The organism is Chitinophaga tropicalis, assembly GCF_009758205.1.
Lineage (GTDB): Bacteria > Bacteroidota > Bacteroidia > Chitinophagales > Chitinophagaceae > Chitinophaga > Chitinophaga tropicalis.
The window spans coordinates 899,014-918,140 of record NZ_WRXN01000001.1 but is presented as its reverse complement, the minus strand read 5'-3'; the positions used below and the strand labels follow the sequence as shown (position 1 = coordinate 918,140).

The 19,127-nt window shown below is 46.8% G+C and carries 15 protein-coding genes; 4 read left to right on the top strand and 11 right to left on the bottom strand.

From position 1 onward, the window contains the following. Window positions 1-34: 34 nt before the first annotated feature. From GO493_RS03900 to GO493_RS03890, 3 genes are all read right to left on the bottom strand, one after another. On the bottom strand, window positions 35-1,066 hold the full coding sequence (locus tag GO493_RS03900) for a phytase (protein WP_157304786.1): 1,032 nt from the start codon (window positions 1,064-1,066) through the stop codon (window positions 35-37). Window positions 1,067-1,138: 72 nt separating this feature from the next. Next, window positions 1,139-3,955 (bottom strand): TonB-dependent receptor, encoded by a 2,817-nt coding sequence (locus GO493_RS03895; RefSeq protein ID WP_157304785.1) that lies wholly within the window; start codon window positions 3,953-3,955, stop codon window positions 1,139-1,141. 270 nt (window positions 3,956-4,225) lie between these two features. After that, complete coding sequence (locus GO493_RS03890; protein ID WP_157304784.1) at window positions 4,226-5,842, bottom strand: tetratricopeptide repeat protein; 1,617 nt, start codon at window positions 5,840-5,842, stop codon at window positions 4,226-4,228. A 259-nt stretch (window positions 5,843-6,101) separates the two neighbouring features. On the opposite strand from GO493_RS03890, the gene GO493_RS03885 reads away from it, so the two are divergent. Next, window positions 6,102-6,449, top strand: a complete 348-nt coding sequence (locus GO493_RS03885) for a carboxymuconolactone decarboxylase family protein (RefSeq protein ID WP_157304783.1) — start codon at window positions 6,102-6,104, stop codon at window positions 6,447-6,449. Window positions 6,450-6,555: 106 nt separating this feature from the next. Beyond that, the gene (locus GO493_RS03880) at window positions 6,556-7,590 is read left to right on the top strand and encodes a 2-oxoacid:ferredoxin oxidoreductase subunit beta (protein ID WP_157304782.1); all 1,035 of its coding nucleotides are present in this window, start codon (window positions 6,556-6,558) and stop codon (window positions 7,588-7,590) included. 83 nt (window positions 7,591-7,673) lie between these two features. Here GO493_RS03880 and GO493_RS03875 read toward each other — a convergent pair whose 3' ends face one another. Further along, a complete protein-coding gene (locus GO493_RS03875; RefSeq protein ID WP_157304781.1) occupies window positions 7,674-8,309 on the bottom strand; it encodes a LysE family translocator in 636 nt (211 codons plus the stop codon). Between the two features lie 136 nt (window positions 8,310-8,445). Then, window positions 8,446-9,978 carry a GH3 family domain-containing protein gene (locus GO493_RS03870; protein WP_157304780.1) on the bottom strand — a complete coding sequence of 511 codons (1,533 nt, stop codon included), beginning with the start codon at window positions 9,976-9,978 and terminating at the stop codon, window positions 8,446-8,448. Window positions 9,979-10,143: 165 nt separating this feature from the next. Here GO493_RS03870 and GO493_RS03865 point away from each other — a divergent pair, with 165 nt between their 5' ends. Together GO493_RS03865 and thiL are read left to right on the top strand one after the other, a co-directional pair. Next, window positions 10,144-10,917 carry an inositol monophosphatase family protein gene (locus tag GO493_RS03865; RefSeq protein ID WP_198315472.1) on the top strand — a complete coding sequence of 258 codons (774 nt, stop codon included), beginning with the start codon at window positions 10,144-10,146 and terminating at the stop codon, window positions 10,915-10,917. Between the two features lie 11 nt (window positions 10,918-10,928). Next, window positions 10,929-11,963 carry a thiamine-phosphate kinase gene (gene thiL, locus GO493_RS03860; protein ID WP_157304778.1) on the top strand — a complete coding sequence of 345 codons (1,035 nt, stop codon included), beginning with the start codon at window positions 10,929-10,931 and terminating at the stop codon, window positions 11,961-11,963. Between the two features lie 55 nt (window positions 11,964-12,018). Here the strand turns inward: thiL and GO493_RS03855 are convergent, their stop codons facing one another. The 6 genes from GO493_RS03855 to GO493_RS03830 all read right to left on the bottom strand — a co-directional run bounded on the left by GO493_RS03855 (window position 12,019) and on the right by GO493_RS03830 (window position 19,116). Then, window positions 12,019-13,701 carry an ArnT family glycosyltransferase gene (locus GO493_RS03855; RefSeq protein WP_157304777.1) on the bottom strand — a complete coding sequence of 561 codons (1,683 nt, stop codon included), beginning with the start codon at window positions 13,699-13,701 and terminating at the stop codon, window positions 12,019-12,021. Window positions 13,702-13,787: 86 nt separating this feature from the next. Continuing rightward, window positions 13,788-14,894, bottom strand: a complete 1,107-nt coding sequence (gene nagA, locus GO493_RS03850) for an N-acetylglucosamine-6-phosphate deacetylase (protein ID WP_157304776.1) — start codon at window positions 14,892-14,894, stop codon at window positions 13,788-13,790. A gap of 72 nt (window positions 14,895-14,966) precedes the next feature. Continuing rightward, window positions 14,967-15,350, bottom strand: a complete 384-nt coding sequence (gene gloA2 / locus GO493_RS03845; protein ID WP_157304775.1) for an SMU1112c/YaeR family gloxylase I-like metalloprotein — start codon at window positions 15,348-15,350, stop codon at window positions 14,967-14,969. Further along, entirely contained in the window at window positions 15,351-16,145 is a 795-nt protein-coding gene (locus GO493_RS03840; RefSeq protein ID WP_157304774.1) for an amidohydrolase, read from the bottom strand. A gap of 117 nt (window positions 16,146-16,262) precedes the next feature. Next, window positions 16,263-16,745: a regulatory protein RecX gene (locus GO493_RS03835; protein WP_157304773.1), complete on the bottom strand. Its 483-nt coding sequence runs from the start codon at window positions 16,743-16,745 to the stop codon at window positions 16,263-16,265. Window positions 16,746-16,764: 19 nt separating this feature from the next. After that, complete coding sequence (locus GO493_RS03830; RefSeq protein WP_157304772.1) at window positions 16,765-19,116, bottom strand: ATP-dependent helicase; 2,352 nt, start codon at window positions 19,114-19,116, stop codon at window positions 16,765-16,767. Between the last annotated feature and the right edge of the window lie 11 nt (window positions 19,117-19,127).

The window sequence follows — 19,127 nt, the reverse complement described above, 5'->3', positions numbered from 1 at the left end:
AAGAAGGCCCACAAAACTGCGGGCCTTCTTCTTTCTATTTTTTGATTCTGCTTTCTATATCCGTCCATGAATAGTAATGAAACACTTTCCCGTTACTCATTGCCACAAACATTCCTTTAGGAAATTTACTGCCCAATGGTACAGGTGTAACATCACTTCCATCACTTTCCAGTGTTGATACCGGGATCTCTGCCAGCAGCTTCTGGTCATTACCTTCACGGGGATACACCATAAAAGTATTGTTCTGCTGGTTGGAGACAAGCAGATAACCGGTGCTGTCTGAAGTTGGATAGATAGAAATGCCTTCGTGATCTGATACAAATCCCTCTGTAGCAAACAGCGCCAGTTCTTTATTGTCATACCTGGAAGGATCTGCCAGGTACTTGCGTACGCCAACGGTTTCGTCGGAGTAATAGATGTAACCGAGGCGGTTATCCACCGCAACAGATTCAATCTCCTTCTTACCGCTGTAAGCGCCAAACTTACGCACCAGCTTAGCTTTTATTACCCCGCCGGCATCTGCTAAACGGTATTGCCAGAGATAACCGTCTGCAGGACCGGACTTACGTCCTACTACGGCGAAGATGGCGCCATCTGCAGGACGGGTATAGAGGGCTATTCCCATTGGCGCACGTTCTTTCTCTCCCGCAAACACCGGGATGCCTCCATTGTCAAGCGGAGCCAGGTCAGGCAGGCGGAACACGCGGATGCTGTTGGTCTCACGTTCAGTCAGCACCGCGATGTCCACCACCTGTCCATTTAACTTAAAGCCATAAGCTATATCTACATTGTTAGGACGTTTTAATCCCAACACCTTATTCACGATCTTTCCCTCCAGGTCAAAAGCATATAATCCTCCGTTACTGTCTTTGTCAGTACCTATGATCAGGCTTTTTGACGTATCTGCGCTGTTGATCCATATAGCAGGATCGTCGGTATCATAGCCTGTTTCCTGCGTAACTATCACCGGTTTTATTCCATCCGGCCTTGTAACTGTTTTAGCCTGGTTCTGGCAGGCATTCAGAAAAACGATACAGCCTGAAAGTGCCAGTATATTCTTTAACATCCGCTCTTTTATTTAGGGTATTGTACCAGTCCGTCCGCCGGCGGATAGACTGATACAATAAGTATTTAAGAACTATAAATCAAACTTTAAACCGAAGTTATACCTTGGACGATAGTACTCTGCCTGCATAGTCCTGGAAGAGATACCCTGGTAATAACGCAGCGGCTGATTGGTCAGGTTGTTTGCTTCACCGAAGATCCTTAAACGTTTAGTCAGTTTAAAAGATGCGTTGGCGTCCAGGAAAAACTGTTTGTCATAGTAGCGGTCACTGAAATCGTCACCACCCAGTTCATCCAGGTAAGCAGCAGTGTAGTTGCCGGACAGCCTTGCCGTAAAGCGGCTGTTCTCGTAAGACAAGGACGCGTTGAACATATGCGGAGCAGTACCCGGCAGGGTTACGTCTGTACGTTTATCGCCATCAGCATTGAAGATACCGTCTGCCTTTGATTTGGTATAAGTATAGTTTACATACACGCCAAAGCCTTTCAGGAAACCAGGCAGGAAGTCCAGCTGACGCTGTAAAGCCACTTCAAAACCATATACTTTTACATTGTCGCCGTTACGCGCCTGCTTGTATGTCCAGTTCTCGCCATCAGGAACAGGGTTAGTAGCAATATCGCTGTAATCGCTTGCAAATTTTGCCCTGGTGTACTGATCATCCCTGTAGGTGTAGATAAAATCGTTGATGCTTTTATAGAATACACCACCGGAAAGAATACCTACTGATTTGAAATACTGCTCTGCCATGAGATCAAAGTTCCACGCATATGCAGCTTTCAGATGAGGGTTACCTGCACTTACTGCCGCATCGCCGGCTACGCTGCTCACATAAGGAGCAATGTCATAGTAATTGGGACGTGCAATAGAAGTAGTAGCAGCTGCACGGAGCACCAGGTCACTGTTTACATTGTATTTGAACGTAAGGCCCGGCAATACGTTGGTATAGCTGTTCTGCACCTCACGTTTTCCTTCCAGCTCTTCCTCTTCAGCTACCACGTTACCTTTATAATCGATATGTGTGTTTTCAATACGAACACCTGCAATCACAGACAGCTTGCTGGTAAGGTCCTGGTCCCAGCGGATGTAACCTGCTGTGATCCTTTCTTTGGCTTTGAAGTTCACAGCCAGGTATTCAGCAGGATTATCGCTCTTCTCAAACAGGGAAGCATTGTTTAACTGCAGGCCTCCCAGGTAAGTGTTGGAGATGAAGGTACCCGGTGTATATTTTGTTCCCGGCTGATAACCATCGCCGCTGATATTAACAGTAGGCATGTTGGCCAGGGTAGCAAAATCTGTTGTTGGTTCGTAGTCGAAGAAATTGTTATCACGTTTTTTGTCTTTCAGACGCAGCCTTCCACCTATACGCAGGCGTCCTTTCTGGTCAGGCAGGATGCTGAAAGGGAAACGCAGGTTCACTTTTGCACCAAGTTCGTCCTCTTTGGTATAGTCATGGTTTTCTGACAGAGAGCTTAATTCAAAATCTTCGTTTGTTACTTCCGGGGCAGTTGCCAGCGGGAAGCGGGTATTTGCGAGGTCTAAAGTAAGCGCTTCTCCTTTCTTGCGGTATTCAATATAACGTTCGTTAGGACGGTCTTCGCTGGCGGAAGAATAGCTCACTGCCCAGTCCAGGTCAACCTTGCTGCCCAGCAGGTGCTCACCACGCAGGGAGTAGTTTTGCACACGCTGGTCTTCCAGCCTTCTGCTCTTGTTACGGCCATTATCTATGCCACCTTTCGTTTCACGGCGTACCTGCCCGGTATAACCTGTAACATTGTTGCTGCCGTCATATTCAGGTTCAATATCTGCAAAACGCAGGCGGTAACGGTTTTCACGGTCATCACGCCAGTTGTACATAGCATTGGCGTAAATAGTGTTCTTAGCGTTCAGTTTATAATCGAGGGCGGCCGACAAACTTCTGCGGATACGCTGTACATTATATTTACGCACTTCCACTTCTTCTGTATACACATGGCCAAAATCGTCCTTCACCCAGGTAGCTTCCACGTCGTCAGAGCCATAGTCGTTGTTATTATAAGAAGCGCTCAATACGGCGCCCAGTTTATTGTTGAAAAAACGGTTGCCCAATACCAGTCCGCCGGTATATAAAGGTTTATTACGGATGGGGTTCACACCTCCGGAGATGGTAGCCGATACGCGAGGACCGTTTGGAGCGGCGCGGGTCACCAGGTTTACAGATCCGCCGATGGCGTCTGCATCCATATCCGGGGTAAGGGTTTTATTCACCTCGATGGTTTGTACCATATCTGAGGGAATAAGGTCCATCTGTACACGGCGGTTATCACCTTCAGCAGAAGGGATACGGTCGCCGTTCAGGCTCACAGCGTTCAGCTCGGGCGCCAGACCACGGATGATGATATTACGGGCCTCTCCCTGGTCATTCTGCATGGTGATGCCGGGAATACGCTTTATAGCGTCGCCAATATTGGCATCCGGGAAACGGCCTATCTGGTCGGCAGATACAATGTTGGTGACATTGGGATTATTCCTCTGCTGGTTCAGGGCTTTTGCCTGCCCACGGAGACGGTCGCCCACTACAAGCACCTCTTTCCCGGAAACGCCACCTGCCTCCAGCTGAAGAGCTACTTCTGTAGCTTTGCCGGAAGTAACGGTCACTTCCTGGGTAAATGGCTGGTACCCTATATAAGTTACTTCCAGGGTATAGGTACCTGCAGGTACACTGAGGAACTCGAATTTACCCTGCTGGTTCGAAACAGTGTAGTGACTGCCCGGTTTCAGTTTCAATGTAGCTCCGGGAAGAGACAAGCGCTGGTTCTTATCTATAATGTTACCGGTAACCAGTCCGGTTGATTGACCCAGGCATATCATGCTGAGCCAGGAGAATAAAACAGTTAAAAAGATTTGTCGCATATCGGTAGAAGGTTAATCCTTCGGCAAAAGTGCATTTGAGCCGCTATGAAGCAAAATTCTGAGGGTATACAAAAAGGAAACAGCGTTACAACTACCGTATACAGATAGGCAACAAGCGAAACAAAAACCACACAATCAACTGAATATCAGCCATTATCATCGTAACAGAATGACCGTTAAGAAAATATTACCGTAACATTATGGGAATGTTAAGCATATATGACGAGGTCAAATAAATATTTGACACAAACAAATAATAAATAATATGTTCTATAAGCTTTGGATAAAGGCGGTAAGGCTTTCCCCCTGCTGCAGGTTCAGTTTCTTTCTTAACCGGTAGCGTACCACACGAAGGCTATCCTGTGAGATACCCAGTAAAGTGGCAATATCAGTAGACCCCATATTCATTTTCAGCAGGGCTACCAGGCGGAGGTCATTAGCCGTCAGGGAATCACAATATTTCTTGAGATTGTCAAAGAAAGTCTGGTGCACCTGTTCAAAGATGTTCCGGAAATCTACCCAATACTGATCATGATTAAAGCTATGGTTGATTTGCTGAAGCAACTGTTTCAGCTGTTTCTTCTGGTCCCGTTTTTCATCCTTTACCATCTCATCCAGCCTGAGGCGCAGCTCTTCCAGCAACTGGTTCTTCTGGATAATGTGAAGGGTATGAGTGGTCAGCTCTCTCGACCTGGCCTCCAGTTCTTCTTTCAGTTTTCCTTCCTGCAGTTGTTTATTTTCCAGGGCGGTGGCCATCAGTTCTTTTTCTGTTTCAAAGATCTGCCGGTGCTGAAGTCCCAGCATCTGTTCATTTTTGATCTTCAGCCGCTGCCGGCTGATGATGAGCAGGCAAAGTACTACCAGCAGCAACACTACTATTATGATGGCCACAGTAATGATGCCGGTGGTTTTCCGGGCATTCTGCAGCTTCTCTATTTCGTTATTCTTCTTTTCAATGTCGTAAACGGTTTGCAGGAGCGCTACCTGTTTGCTGTTCTCGTCTGAATAGGTATCCAGCAGATACTCCCTGCTCTGCTCAAGGTATACAAAGGCGCTGTCATCCTGTCCCATCAGGTGATAGGCTTTGCCTATGTCCCGGTAGGCCCCGCTCATCTGCCGCTGTTCATTCAGCTCCATTGCCAGGATGAGGGCCTTGCGGGTCTGGATAATAGATTCCGGGTAATGGTCTGTCTTTCTCAGTACGTCTCCCAGGTTGTTCAGTATCTCTATGCGGGCAATCCGTTCTCCGGTCTGTTCATTCAGTTCAAGCGCTTTGCGGAAGTAGTAATAGGCGGAATCATATTTTGCCAGGTCTTCATAGATACTTCCCATATTCTCATAGATCTTGGCAGTGCCCTGCTTATCATTTGCCTGTAAGCTAACGCCCAATGCCCTGCGCTGGTAGGAAAAGGCGCTGTCGTACTGCTGCTGCTTCTCATACAGGTGGCCAATCTTTCCATAGGTGACTGCAATCCCGGCATTATTATGCAGCCGGGTATAGATGTCCAGCGCTTCTTCGTATTGCTTCCGGGCCATGTCCTTCTGTTTATTATAATAATATAGCAGCCCTATATGATTCAGGTTACTGGCAACCCTGTCCTGCGCTCCCTGCTCCCGGAATATCTGCCCTGCCTGCAGGTGATAATCCAGCGCCTGGGGGTAATGCCCAAGGTGAAAACAGATCTCCCCCATTTTCTCGAGGCAGTCTGCCGCTGCCAGCGGGTCTTTCTTTTCCACAGCCTGGTTATAAGCATCTTTCAGCGCCAGGAACTCAGTATTGGGGCCCTGTCTCCTGTATTCTTCATGTTGTTCCAGTTGTTGTGCGGCAAGATATATTACTGGTAATCCTCCTAAACACAGTAATAAAAAGAAGCGTATTACAAACATAGTCAGGCAATAATGCCGCAAAGGAAGGGTTTTAATATTATCTTATTGTTAAGGGGAGTAATAAGGATAATGCCCGGTGCAGCATCACTTCTTGTTATGTCTAATAACCTGTAGTTATAAATACCCCCATAACAAATTCATTATTAACACATTAAGAAAGCGGCCTTTTCAGTGCCAAATGACATAGTCTACCAAACAAGTAGATTGATTTATATTTGCTAATCTCTTCATAGCTTTAAGGTGTGCAAATAACTATAAAATGGCAGATGAGATAAAAGCTTTTAACGACTACCGGGCTAAAATGAACGAGGTGATCCTGGAAAAACAGAACAAGGTGATCAACCGCCTGTTTAACCTGGATACAAATACTTATGCTGAAGGAGCATTAAGTACCAAAGTAAAAGAAATGCTGGGACTGGTATCTTCGATGGTACTGCGTTGCGATGATTGTATCAAATATCACCTGGGTAAATGTTACGAACAGGGCATTACCACAGAAGAAATGTATGAAATATTCGCCGTAGCCAATATTGTTGGAGGCACGATAGTCATACCACATACCAGGAGAGCAGCCGAATACTGGGAAGCTTTACAGGCACAGGCTTAAGTTCAGGGGGGCATTATATGGAAGTATTCCTTATTGCGTAAACCGCTTAGCGCTACAATTCGTAACTTTGCCCACCGAAAATCATTTTTCTCTTTAAAATAAAAAAATGTCAACAGCAACTATAGCACCGCAGACATTAACAGCGAAGGATTTTGCAACAGACCAGGAAGTACGCTGGTGCCCCGGATGCGGCGATTATTCTATATTAAAACAGGTACAGACCATCATGCCCGGACTGGGTATTCCAAAGGAAAATATCGTGATAGTATCCGGTATTGGATGTTCTTCCCGTTTCCCTTACTATATGAACACCTATGGCATGCACTCGATCCATGGTCGCGCTACAGCCATAGCTTCCGGTTTAAAAGCAGTGCGTCCCGAGCTCAGCGTTTGGGTAGTAACAGGCGATGGTGACGGCCTTTCCATTGGTGGTAACCATACCATTCACTTACTGCGCCGTAACTTCGATATTAATGTCATGCTGTTCAATAACCAGATCTATGGTCTGACCAAAGGGCAGTACTCTCCTACTTCCGAAGAGAACAAGGTAACCAAATCCACTCCTTTCGGCAGTATAGATCATCCGTTCAACCCGCTGGCCCTGGCCCTGGGTGCTGATGCAACCTTCATTGCACGCAGTATGGACCGTGATCCCAAACACCTGCAGGAACTGCTGAAACGCAGCCATGCACATAAAGGCGCTTCCTTCCTGGAAATATACCAGAACTGTAACATCTTCAATGATGGCGCTTTCGAGATATTCACAGAAAAAGGCAGCAAGCCGGAAGAAGCACTGTTTGTAGAACAGGGTCAGCCGCTGGTATTCGGCGCACAGAAGAACAAAGGTATCCGCCTGGACGGGTTAAAGCCTGTAGTAGTTGAACTGGGAACCGATTATACCGCTGATGACTGCTGGGTCCATGATGAGAAAGACTTCTACAAGGCGCAGATCCTGACACGCATGTTTGACGATCCGCGTATTGAAGGACATATGCCACGTCCTTTCGGCGTGTTCTACCAGGCATTCCGTCCTACTTACGAAGACCAATTGAACTTCCAGGTAGAAGATGCCCTTACCCGTAAAGGTGCAGGAGACCTGGATAAGCTCCTGGCAGGTAAAGAGACCTGGACCATCAAATAGATTTTTACCACCACCAATAAAAGCAAAAGCCATTCGCAGTGTAAACTGACTGAATGGCTTTCTGCTTTTAATGTCTTTATATACTAATGTGTGATCGCTACATCAAATAATACTTTGTACAGCAGTACTAACCCAAACAGGATCATACTTCCACCCGCTATTTTATTCAGCCAGACCACATTACTAAAGGTCAGCTTATGACGGATCTTATCTGCTACAAATACCTTCAGTACGTCGGTAGATAATACCCAGATAAGACAGGTACCATACATTATTAAACGGTGGGAAACAGATGTGGCGGTATTGGCAATGCATACCGGCAACCAAAATACCAGTACACCAGGGTTCAGCGTATTCATCAGGAAACCGGCCAGCCAGATCTTAAGATAATCATGTGTACGGAACATTTCAGGACGCTCATCCCCCGTACTGATCTTTACTTTTTTGAAGAACAGGCCATACACTCCCATACCTATCAGCAAAGTACCACCACCTATACCTATCCATTCATTATATGCCTCCAGGCCTGTGATAAATGAAGTGAGCAGGTTACCGGTAAGCACATAGAAGATATCACTGAAAGATACTCCCAACGCAAAACTGATACCGGCCTTAAAACCGTTATTTATACTATACTTAATAATGGCGAATATTACCGGACCTACAGATAACGACAAAACCAATCCCAACCCAAGTCCTGCTACGAGTGCTGCTATCATCGCTTCAAAATTCCAATTACCGTTACCCTTCTGGGGTGTAAAAAATAAAGGGTAACCTGATGAATGAAGTTACCCTCTTTTGGTCTATAAAAATCGTTAAAAATTATTGATAATATATCCTCTCCCGGATAAAAGATCAAACAGACTTCACACTCAGAAAGCTCTCCCAGTCCTTCAGCTTGTCTCCTTTCAATACACGTGGGAACTTGTTCATAGCGCCTTCCTTACCCTTTGCCCTCATATAATCAATAAACACTTCATTAGGCAGTATCTCCACAAACAGCTCTTTCAGTGCAGAAGTCCTTTCAACCGCATAGTCATCATTCACCTCAGATAACGTCTGGTCAATGATCTCACGTACACGGTTGCTATCTACATTCAGATCATCAGTACCAATATACCAACGGTGAGCAAACAGGCCATTATAAGGGAATCCTGCAACAGTAAATTCCTTAATGGTAATACCCAGCTTCTTCTGCACAATATCAATAGCCCTGTTCATGTTGTCAATGCTCATGTGCTCTCCGCAAAGGCTCAGGAACTGCTTGGTACGTCCTACTATAATGATCTCATGTTCTTTCACGGAAGTGAACCTCACCACGTCGCCGATCAGGTAACGCCATGCACCCGCACAGGTAGACAGCATCACTGCATACTCCACATCCTCTACTACTTCGTGGATCATATAAGATTTCGGATTAGGCTTTACATCACCATCCGAATTGAAGTTCTCTTCGTTGAACGGAATAAATTCATAGAATATCCCGGTGTTCAGCACCAGTTTGATCCCTCTTACTCCCGGACGGGCCTGGAAGCCAAAGGAACCTTCAGATGCCATATAGGTTTCTATGAAATTGATAGGTTTACCCAGCAATTTCTGGAAGCTGTCCCTGTAAGGTTCAAAAGATACCCCACCGTGAATATATACTGCCAGGTTAGGCCAGATATCATGGATATTCTTTACACCGTGATATTTGATGATCTCCGCCAGTACTATCTGTACCCAGGCAGGCACCCCGCATACGGTACCTACGTCCCATTGCGGCGCCTTTCTTACTATCAGTTTAATACGCTGTTCCCAGTTGGGCTTTCTGGAGATATTGCCACCAGGCTTATAGAAACGTCTGAACCAACGGGGAATGTTCTTGGCCTGAATACCGCTCATGTCTCCTTCATAATAATCTCCCTTTTCATACAAGGCGGTGGTGCCACCCAGCATCAGGATCCCTTTGGAAAAGGATTTGGGAGGAATATCGAAGTTAGCCATAGAATACAGCTGTTTCACGCCTACTTTCTTGACGTTCTTCAGCATATCGCGCGTTACCGGGATATGTTTACTGGCTGATTCGGAAGTACCCGAGCTCAGCGCAAAATATTTGATCTTTTCAGGCCAGCTAACGTTAGCCTGCCCTTCCAGGCATTTGTGCCACCATTCATCGTGCATCTTATTGTAGTTATGCACGGGCACCTGGGCGCGATACTGCGCCATCATATTGGAGCTACTCAGTATTTCCTGGAATTTGTAATGCTGGCCAAACTGCGTATCCTTCGCTTTTGACAGCAAGCGGCGTAATACCTGCAGCTGATATTGGCGAGGTGTCCCTAACTTGAATGTGAATTTCTTCCTGATGCGCAGTGACCTGGATATAAGATTTCCTAAAATGGCCATTAATTACCTTCTCATTTATAATTCGCAAAAATACGCCGAATTTCGGATTGCCATGTACCCGGTTGGTGGGAATTAAAGGATTCCATTGTTCCCCTGGCAATCTTATACAAACATATTACTAAAAACGATATGGGCGGTAAAAAAATTCCCGCGTACCTTTGCCCCATGTTAAAATCAACCCTTCTTAAAGCTACACAAGCCGGCGGTAAAGTACTACAGCAATACTTTAACGGCTCCTTCCAGATAAGCAGCAAAAGCTCAGTCAATGACCTGGTGACGGAAGCCGACAAGAACGCAGAGACGGCCATATTCAGTGCCATCAGGGAAAATTTCCCCCAGCACTTCATCCTGAGTGAGGAATCCGGTGAGCTGAGCACTGACTCCAACGTGAAATGGATCATTGATCCGCTGGACGGCACCGTTAACTTTGCACACGGCATCCCCATCTGCTGTACCTCCATTGGTGTTGAACAGGACGGTGAAATGGTTATGGGCGCTGTCTACAACCCCTTCATGAACGAATTCTTCTTTGCTGAAAAAGGAAAAGGCGCAACCCTGAACGACAAGCCCATCCGTATCTCTGCCAAAGAAGACCTGAACAAGGCCTGCCTGGTAACCGGTTTCCCTTATACCTGGGAAGATTCTGAGAACAATCCTATCACTATATTTGAACACTTTGTCAAAAAAGGACAGCCGGTACGCCGTCTCGGCTCTGCAGCCATAGATCTTTGCTGGGTAGCCTGCGGCCGTTTTGACGGTTTTTATGAGCATAGCCTCAACGCATGGGATGCCGCTGCCGGTTTCCTTATTGTTGAAGAAGCCGGTGGTAAAGTGACCGACTTCAGCGGAAAACGTTACTCTCCCTACCAGAGAACCCTGATAGCTACCAACGGGCTGATACACCAGTCGTTGGTAGATGTTGTAAACGGTAAACGATAATCATTACAATAATGAGTGAAGAAAGAACAGAGATTAACGCGCTCGGCGAATTCGGACTGATAGAAATGCTGACCAAAAATATAGAGATCCAGCAGGCCAGCACTATCCTGGGCGTAGGCGATGACGCCGCTGTAATAGATCATTTTGGCCGGCAGACAGTTATCTCTACAGATATGCTGATAGAAGGCATCCACTTCGACCTGATGTATACCCCACTGAAACACCTGGGCTATAAATCAGTAGTGGTGAACCTTTCTGATATCTATGCCATGAACGCTACTCCCACCCAGATCACTATGAGCATAGCTTTCAGCAACCGCTTTTCTGTAGATGCCCTGAACGAGTTCTACGAAGGCGTATATGCTGCATGTGAGAAATATGGTGTAGACCTGATAGGCGGAGATACTACCTCCTCCCAGAAAGGGTTTGTGATCAGCGTTACCGCCATAGGTGAAGTATCTCCTGATCAGTTCGTAAAGCGCTCCACCGCCCAGAAAGGAGACCTGCTCTGCGTATCCGGAGATCTTGGCGCGGCCTACCTGGGACTTACCCTGCTGGAAAGGGAGAAAAAGATCTTCCTGGAAAGTCCGCAGTTACAGCCTGACCTGGAAAACCAGACCTATATAATTGGCCGCCAGCTGAAGCCGGAAGCCCGTAAAGATATCATTGAATTTCTCCAGGAGCAGGATATTGTTCCTACTGCCATGATGGATGTGAGCGATGGCCTCAGCTCCGAGATACTGCATATCTGCAAGCAGAGCAACCTGGGTTGTGTGTTGTACGAAGAGAAGATACCTATTGCAGGAGAGACGAAGGAAATGGCGCTGAAGTTCAGCCTGGACCCGACAGCTGCCGCGCTGAGTGGTGGAGAGGATTACGAGCTGCTGTTCACAATGAAGCAGGCAGATTATGATAAAATAGTGCTTTCAGAACAGATCAGTGTAATAGGTTACATGACAGATATCAGCGAAGGAGCACATATTCTCACTAAAGGAGGAAATAAGTTTAAGTTAGTGGCGCAGGGTTGGAATGCGTTCCAGCAATAAAGAAAAAGAGGCTGTACCGGTTGTGATACAGCCTCTTTTTAAATAAAAAAACAACTTATTCTACAATGACTTTTACGCCCTGACTATTATGTGTTGGAGGCAGCACACCTGCAAACACACAGAATTTCAGCTGGTAAGTACCCGGCTTATCCGGCATGATCACTTCCATTGTAACTATCTTCCTCTCTAATGCCCGCGTCAGTGTTATATCTGTTTTTACTGCCGGAACAGCGTCTTTCTTCCTTGTAAACGCATAACCTATTACAGGATTGGAAGTATCTGCAGGCAGTGGTTTGCTGTACCCGCTCCTTACATTCACAACAAAGTAAGCCCTGTCTCCCGGCCTTGCCTTCATTTCTTTCAATCCCGGCGTCATAGAGATCAGCGAATAAGAATAGTATGGATCAGCTATATAATAATTCCACTGACCCTTTACGGTACGCACACTGTCTGTTACCGGGATATCCTTATTAGATGGTTCAAAAGCTATCATTACCGGCTTTCCCCACAGCTGTTCTTCTGTATGCCAGTAATTGTACTGACTGCGGCGGGAATAACGGCTGTTAACGCTGTAAGAAACATCACCACTGTAAAACATGTATTTGGATGGCAGCTGATAACTGTTCAGGAATACCACCGGCTTTCCGCCCGCCTTTTCTTTCAAAGCTGCTGCCCAGGGTTTATTATTATGTATCTCCGGCCTTATTTCAACCCCTGGCAGAAAATCCCATACAAGATAGATCCTTACTATCAGCACCACCATTACAGTAATAGGCGCCAGGTATTGCAATACTTTCACCGACCATTTCAGGGAACGTTTCCTGCGTATAGCCTGGTGTGCAAGCACCAGCACAGGAGTGAACAACATTACCGTCCAGTTGGCCTCTACCCTTCCTTTGATAGTGCTCAGCAGGAAAAACGCCAGTACGCCTATAACGGAGATCTTTAATGCTCTCTCAAATGCGCTCTGTATCGGACATACAAAGGCATAGTATAATACCAGCCATCCTGCCAGCGGACCAAACAAAAGCAGCTGCCCAAGAATATATTCTGTTGTATAACTGAAATCATATGCGGGCGCATTCCGCTCTACCAGATGATATTGCAGTGAGGGAAATCCATGCGCATACTGCCAGTAGAGATGTGGAAAGAACAGGATGGCCGTTACCACACAGGCTACGTAGAATTTGAATACACGCAGCAGGTTGAGATTGGAAATAACGGTGAAGCCTACCAGTAAAATGCCGTGGTACTTGCTGTAGAACATCAGTGCCATGCTCGATGCAAGCAGTAATGTATTTTTCCAGCTTTGTTGTTCCAGGAAAGAACGGTATACCAGGAAATAAAGAGCAGCAAAAAATATAAGCGGCACATCAGGAACCGCCAGCATTCCACCTATCTGCATAGCGCCCATGACGCAAAGGAGAAGGTAAAAAAGACGGTTGTCCCTTCCCGGTATCAGTTTATCTGTGATGATGAGGGTGAGGAAGTTCAGTATTACCATACCTATACGCACGCCCAGTTCATTATGGAACAGGGAATACCCCAGTTTAATGAGCAACGCCACCATAGGAGGATGATCAAAATAGCCCCAGTCCAGGTGTTGTGAGTAAACCCAGTAATAAGCCTCATCATCCATCAGCTCTGTGAAACATGCCTGGCCTAGTACCAGCAACAGCCATGTAAGCAGGAAGAGATTCTTATACTGGTTCTTCTTTAAGAAATGTATGATGCTCATAATCAGCGATAATAAGAGTCAGCCCGGTAGGGGGAAGCTTGTTTTAATGTTCTGTTTTAAGCGTAGATCATTGCCTGTTCAGAGCACTAAGATAGGCCAATAAACTGTTCAATATCCCACTCTGCGTTCAGAGCAACCATTGCGGCACGGTATCCTGGAGCAATTTTCCCCAGCTCATGTTGTAAACCAGCCACTTTTGCCGGATAGGTAGACGCCATGCGCAGCGCCTCTTCCGGCGCAATACCCACTTTCGTGATACAGTTCTTTACTGCCTGTTGCATAGTAAGGCAGGAACCTGATAATATTCCATGTGAATTGACGAAATGATCTGCTTTCCTGATATGCTTATAAGGTTCTTCCCCTCCCTCTTCTACTGCGTCAGTAATGAGGAACAGCCTGTCTCCCATGATCTTTTTGCTGATGCGGATAGCGTTAAAATCCACATGTATCCCGTCTGCCACTACGCTGGCGCATACCTGCGGATGGTCGTAAATAGCGCCTACCAGGCCAGGAGCACGGCTTTGCAGGGGAGACATGGCATTAAAGAGATGGGTGGCAGTGGGAATGCCTGCCTCAAAGGAATTGTAAGCTGTTTTATAATCAGCGTTGCTATGACCGGCAGAGATCACCACACCTGCACTCTGCAGCTTTCTTACCAGTGCCGGATCACAGCATTCAGGCGCCAGTGTCATCATCTTCAGAATGCCTTCACCATACTTCAGCAACAGGTCTATCTCCTCTTCAGTAGGTATCTTGATATATTTTTCGGGGTGTGCACCTTTCTTTTCAGGGTTAATGAACGGCCCTTCCAGGTGCAGGCCTAATACGCCGGGACCTCCTTCTTCCCAGTATCGCCTTACAGCTTCAATGGCCTGCCGTATGGCCAGGTATGAATGGGTAGGAAGTGTAGGCATAAAAAAAGCCGCGCCGCCGGCGCTGCTGTACTCATAAATAGCGTGCAGGGTAGCACTGTCCAGTTGAGAGGGGAAGATCCTGCCGTTACCTCCATAGATCTGCAGGTCAATGAATGCGGGCGACAGATAAGTGTCTTTCAGGTCAACAACACCGGCATCCGCCGGAACCTGTGCCAACGGCAGAACATCTGTGATCCTTCCTTCTGATGTAAGCACTGCATAACCCTGCAGGCAGGCATCTCCTGTAAAAATGGTACTGTTAACGTAGGCAGTCAGCATTAACTATGGTTTTAACCGTTTATAAGTCTGCAAGTCATAGTTAATCCTGTCAGGTGTTCCTACAACTTGCTGTTAACCTTCATAAAGTTCCAGCGGTAATCCGTCAGGGTCCGTAAAAAACGTGAACCGCCTGCCGGTGTAGGGATCTGTACGTATAGGCTCGGGTACTACGGCATGTGATTTAAGATGAGTCACAGCCTGTTCAATGTCATCTACTGCAAAGGCAAGGTGCCGCAGGCCACAGGCTTCCGGACCACTCACCCGTGGCGGCGGGTCCGGAAATGAAAATAATTCTATAATATAATGACCGTTCAGGGACAGGTCCAGCTTATAGGACTGACGTTCCATGCGGTATACCTCCCGGATGATCTTCAATCCCAGTACCCGTGTGTAGAATTCCTTGCTACGTTCATAATCAGCGCATATTATCGCAATATGATGTATTCCTTTCAACATTTAAAAAACCTGGAATTTATCTGCATCCTTCAGGAAAGGAATATTCTTCCTTATCTCGTCCAGGCGGGAGCGTTCTAATGTAGTAGTGAAAATGTCCTCGTCATGCTCTTTCCTGTAAATGATCTCTCCCAGTGGGTCTATGATGCTGCTGTCGCCGCTATGGTAAATGTTGTTCCCATCATTGCCTACCCTGTTCACGCCTAAAGCGTAACACTGGTTTTCAATGGCACGGGCATGCAACAACGTTTTCCAGGCAATACTCCTTCTCTCAGGCCAGTTCGCTACATTGATCAGCACATCATATACAGGTGCGCCTGTTTCAGGAGAAATCACGTTGCGGGACCATACAGGGAAACGGAGGTCATAACAGATAATGGGGCAGATCTTCCAGCCTTTTACCTGGGCTATCAGCCTTTTATCGCCAGGCTGGTAGTGTTCATGCTCTCCTGCATAACCGAAGAGATGGCGTTTATCGTATGTACCGGCTACGCCGTTGGGTTGCATCCATATAAGACGGTTCAGGTACTGGTCATTTTCTTTAATGATCAGGCTACCTGTGATAATTATATTCTTTTCGGCCGCTTTCTTCTTCATCCACTGCACGGCACTGCCATCCATAGTTTCAGCCAGCTGCTCAGATTTCATGCTGAAACCGGTGCTGAACATCTCAGGCAGTATCACTACTTCTGTACGCTCTTTAATGGAATTGATCTTCTCATCGAACATGCGCAGGTTCTGCTCAATATTCTCCCAATGCAATTGCGTTTGTATCAGCGTTACTTTCAGGTCCGACATATATTCTTTTTATATTAAGAATTAAAATTAAAAAGACTTCCATTAAAAAATATGAAAATTTCGGGCAACATATCAGTTAATATTTTCAGCGGCCACAGTTCTTTTCCCAAAAGAAGCTCAATCTGAGGCAGTTTCCCTGTTTTTCTGATCTTTCGCAATCTGTTCCACAGCCCCCTGTACCAGCTCGGGCTCATACCCTTTCTGCAATAAGTACTGTATGGTCTTGTACTTCCGTTTCAGGTACTGTTCCCCTTTCAGGGAGGCATATTTCTTTATGGCAAGGCTGGTAAGCATATGTTCATATTCTGCGTCATCAATTTCTTCCATGCTCTTTTTAATGCAATAAGCAGATACCTGGCGTTGCTTCAGCTCTGCCAGGATCTTTTTTCGCCCCCACTGTTTGGTACGGAACTTCCCTCCTGCAAAAGCCCGGGCAAATCGCTCCTCGTTGAGGAAGTTGTCTGATATCAGCGCCGCTATGGCTTCATCCACTTCCTCCCCGCGCAACCCCAGCTCCAGGCATTTGTTCTTTATCTCACTGTGGCAACGTTCCTGGTAAGCGCAGTAATGGCGCAACTTCAATATGGCTGTTGACGGCATTTATCGGGAAAAAGGATATTTATTTCTTTACTATCATCAGGCGGGCGTAGTTCAGCATGATCTTCTTTTCGCCTCCGCCTTTAGGGAAATTGACTGTAGCAATACGGTTATTGGGCGCTCCTTCCATATTCAGGATGGTACCAAAGCCAAATTTCTGGTGTTCCACTTCCATACCTGCCTCCATAGTAGCCGGATCGTCCGGTGCAAAGCCAGCAGAAGGCACATGGGTGCTGGCAGCATTGGGAGCGGGCGCCTGCTTGGGCATAGGACGTGGTCCTGCCTGCGGTTGCGGCTGACCAGGCGCTTTTTTCTGCATGCGGTCAAACATGTTACTTCCGCCACTATTGCCCCAAAGTCCGTTGCCGGTGTTGAGGGAGCTGCGTACAGCACCACCGCCGGCATAGCTGCGGTCAATATATTTTTCCGGCATCTCTTCCAGGAAACGGCTGGATTCATTATTCACCAGCTGTCCGAAGCGGTAACGGCTGTTGGCATATGTAAGCCAGAGACGTGATTTTGCACGGGTAATTACCACATAGAAAAGGCGGCGCTCCTCTTCCAGTTCTTCCCTGGAATTGATGGAAAGACTACTGGGGAAGAGGTTTTCTTCCAGTCCAACAGAAAATACCACCGGAAATTCCAGTCCTTTTGCCGCGTGGATGGTCATAAGCTTCACTACATCGCTATCCTCATCCCCTCCTTTATCTGCATCTGTAAGCAGGGTGATCTGCTGCAGATAGGAGCCCAGGGATTTTTCCTGCAGTACCAGCTCTCCATCTTCCGTAGGCGTTTCTGTAAACTCTTTGATAGAGTTCAGCAACTCCTGGATGTTCTCGTAGCGGGCCAGGCCTTCTGTGGTCTTATCGTTGAAAAGCTCTTTTACAATGCCGGTCGATTTACCCACCTGGAAAGCTATCTCATAGGCATCATGTTTACCCAGCATGGCCTGGAAGCTTCTGATCATCATCACAAAGTTCTCTATCGCTTCCAGCGTACCGCTTTTGAAACCAAACTCTGCCGCTCTTTCCAGCACCTGCCAGAAAGTAAGGTTGTGATCGTTAGCCAGCACAGCTATCTTATCCATGGTGGTTTTACCTATACCACGCACCGGGTAGTTGATAATACGTTTCAGGCTTTCTTCTTCCTGGGGGTTGGTCACTACACGGAGGTAAGCTACAAAGTCCTTGATCTCCTTACGCTGGTAGAAGGACATGCCTCCGAAAATGCGGTAAGGAATGGCTTTACGGCGCAGGTTTTCCTCAAACGCACGGCTTTGGGCATTGGTACGGTAAAGGATGGCAAAGTCCCTGTTGGAGTAATGGTTGCGGAGTTTCTGTTCTGCGATGGTCTCTGCTACGAACTTTCCTTCCTCATTATCTGTCATGGTGCGTACCAGCTTGATCTTTTCTCCGTCGCCATTGTCTGTCCACAGGTTCTTTTCGATCTGGCCTTTATTATTGGCGATCACTTCGTTTGCAACGTTAAGGATGGATTTGGTACTGCGGTAGTTCTGTTCCAGCTTCACCACTTTGGCATCTTCATAGTCTTTTTCAAACTGGAGGATGTTCTGGATGGTGGCGCCGCGGAAGGAGTAAATACTCTGGGCATCGTCACCTACCACGCAGATATTTTCATGGGCAGCGCCCAGCAGTTTTATGATCTCGTACTGGGCAGGGTTGGTATCCTGGTACTCATCGATCATGATGTATTTGAACTTGTGCTGGTATTTGTGCAGTACTTCGGGGAAGCTTTTCAGGAGCACGTACATTTTGAACAGCAGGTCGTCAAAATCCATAGCACCGTTCTTGAAGCAGCGTTTAGCGTACATATCATACAGTTTCCCGGTAAGGGGCCTGTTGGCCCTCATATCTTCCTGCTGTACGGCATAGTCATGCTGGTATTCTTCCGGCCCCATAAGGCTGTTTTTAGCCGCGGAAATACGGTTATATACCAGGTTGGGCTTATAGTGCTTATCGTCAAGATTCTGCTCATTTATGATTGTCTTGAGCACACTTTTAGCGTCGTCAGAATCGTAGATGGTAAAGTCGTTGGGGTAACCGAGCCTGTGCGCTTCTGCTCTGAGCAGACGTGCAAAAACAGAGTGGAAGGTACCTATGTACAGGTTGCGCGCTTCTGTTCCTCCAAGTATCTTTTCCACACGTTCCTTCATTTCGCGGGCAGCCTTGTTGGTAAATGTAAGCGACAGTATATTAAAAGCATCCACACCATTCCTCATCAGATGAGCGATGCGGGTAGTAAGTACTTTGGTTTTACCGGACCCTGCACCTGCCACGATCATCAGCGGACCGTTGATATGCGCCACAGCTTCGCGCTGCCGCTCGTTCAATTCGTCTAAGTAGTTTGCCTTCATTCTTTTGTTTA

Bases quoted from the DNA above. Each gene is read 5' to 3' on its own strand.
- GO493_RS03900 (WP_157304786.1), bottom strand. From the start codon at position 1,066: ATGTTAAAGAATATACTGGCACTTTCAGGCTGTATCGTTTTTCTGAAT.
- GO493_RS03895 (WP_157304785.1), bottom strand. From the start codon at position 3,955: ATGCGACAAATCTTTTTAACTGTTTTATTCTCCTGGCTCAGCATGATA.
- GO493_RS03890 (WP_157304784.1), bottom strand. From the start codon at position 5,842: ATGTTTGTAATACGCTTCTTTTTATTACTGTGTTTAGGAGGATTACCA.
- GO493_RS03885 (WP_157304783.1), top strand. From the start codon at position 6,102: ATGGCAGATGAGATAAAAGCTTTTAACGACTACCGGGCTAAAATGAAC.
- GO493_RS03880 (WP_157304782.1), top strand. From the start codon at position 6,556: ATGTCAACAGCAACTATAGCACCGCAGACATTAACAGCGAAGGATTTT.
- GO493_RS03875 (WP_157304781.1), bottom strand. From the start codon at position 8,309: ATGATAGCAGCACTCGTAGCAGGACTTGGGTTGGGATTGGTTTTGTCG.
- GO493_RS03870 (WP_157304780.1), bottom strand. From the start codon at position 9,978: ATGGCCATTTTAGGAAATCTTATATCCAGGTCACTGCGCATCAGGAAG.
- GO493_RS03865 (WP_198315472.1), top strand. From the start codon at position 10,144: ATGTTAAAATCAACCCTTCTTAAAGCTACACAAGCCGGCGGTAAAGTA.
- thiL (WP_157304778.1), top strand. From the start codon at position 10,929: ATGAGTGAAGAAAGAACAGAGATTAACGCGCTCGGCGAATTCGGACTG.
- GO493_RS03855 (WP_157304777.1), bottom strand. From the start codon at position 13,701: ATGAGCATCATACATTTCTTAAAGAAGAACCAGTATAAGAATCTCTTC.
- nagA (WP_157304776.1), bottom strand. From the start codon at position 14,894: ATGCTGACTGCCTACGTTAACAGTACCATTTTTACAGGAGATGCCTGC.
- gloA2 (WP_157304775.1), bottom strand. From the start codon at position 15,350: ATGTTGAAAGGAATACATCATATTGCGATAATATGCGCTGATTATGAA.
- GO493_RS03840 (WP_157304774.1), bottom strand. From the start codon at position 16,145: ATGTCGGACCTGAAAGTAACGCTGATACAAACGCAATTGCATTGGGAG.
- GO493_RS03835 (WP_157304773.1), bottom strand. From the start codon at position 16,745: ATGCCGTCAACAGCCATATTGAAGTTGCGCCATTACTGCGCTTACCAG.
- GO493_RS03830 (WP_157304772.1), bottom strand. From the start codon at position 19,116: ATGAAGGCAAACTACTTAGACGAATTGAACGAGCGGCAGCGCGAAGCT.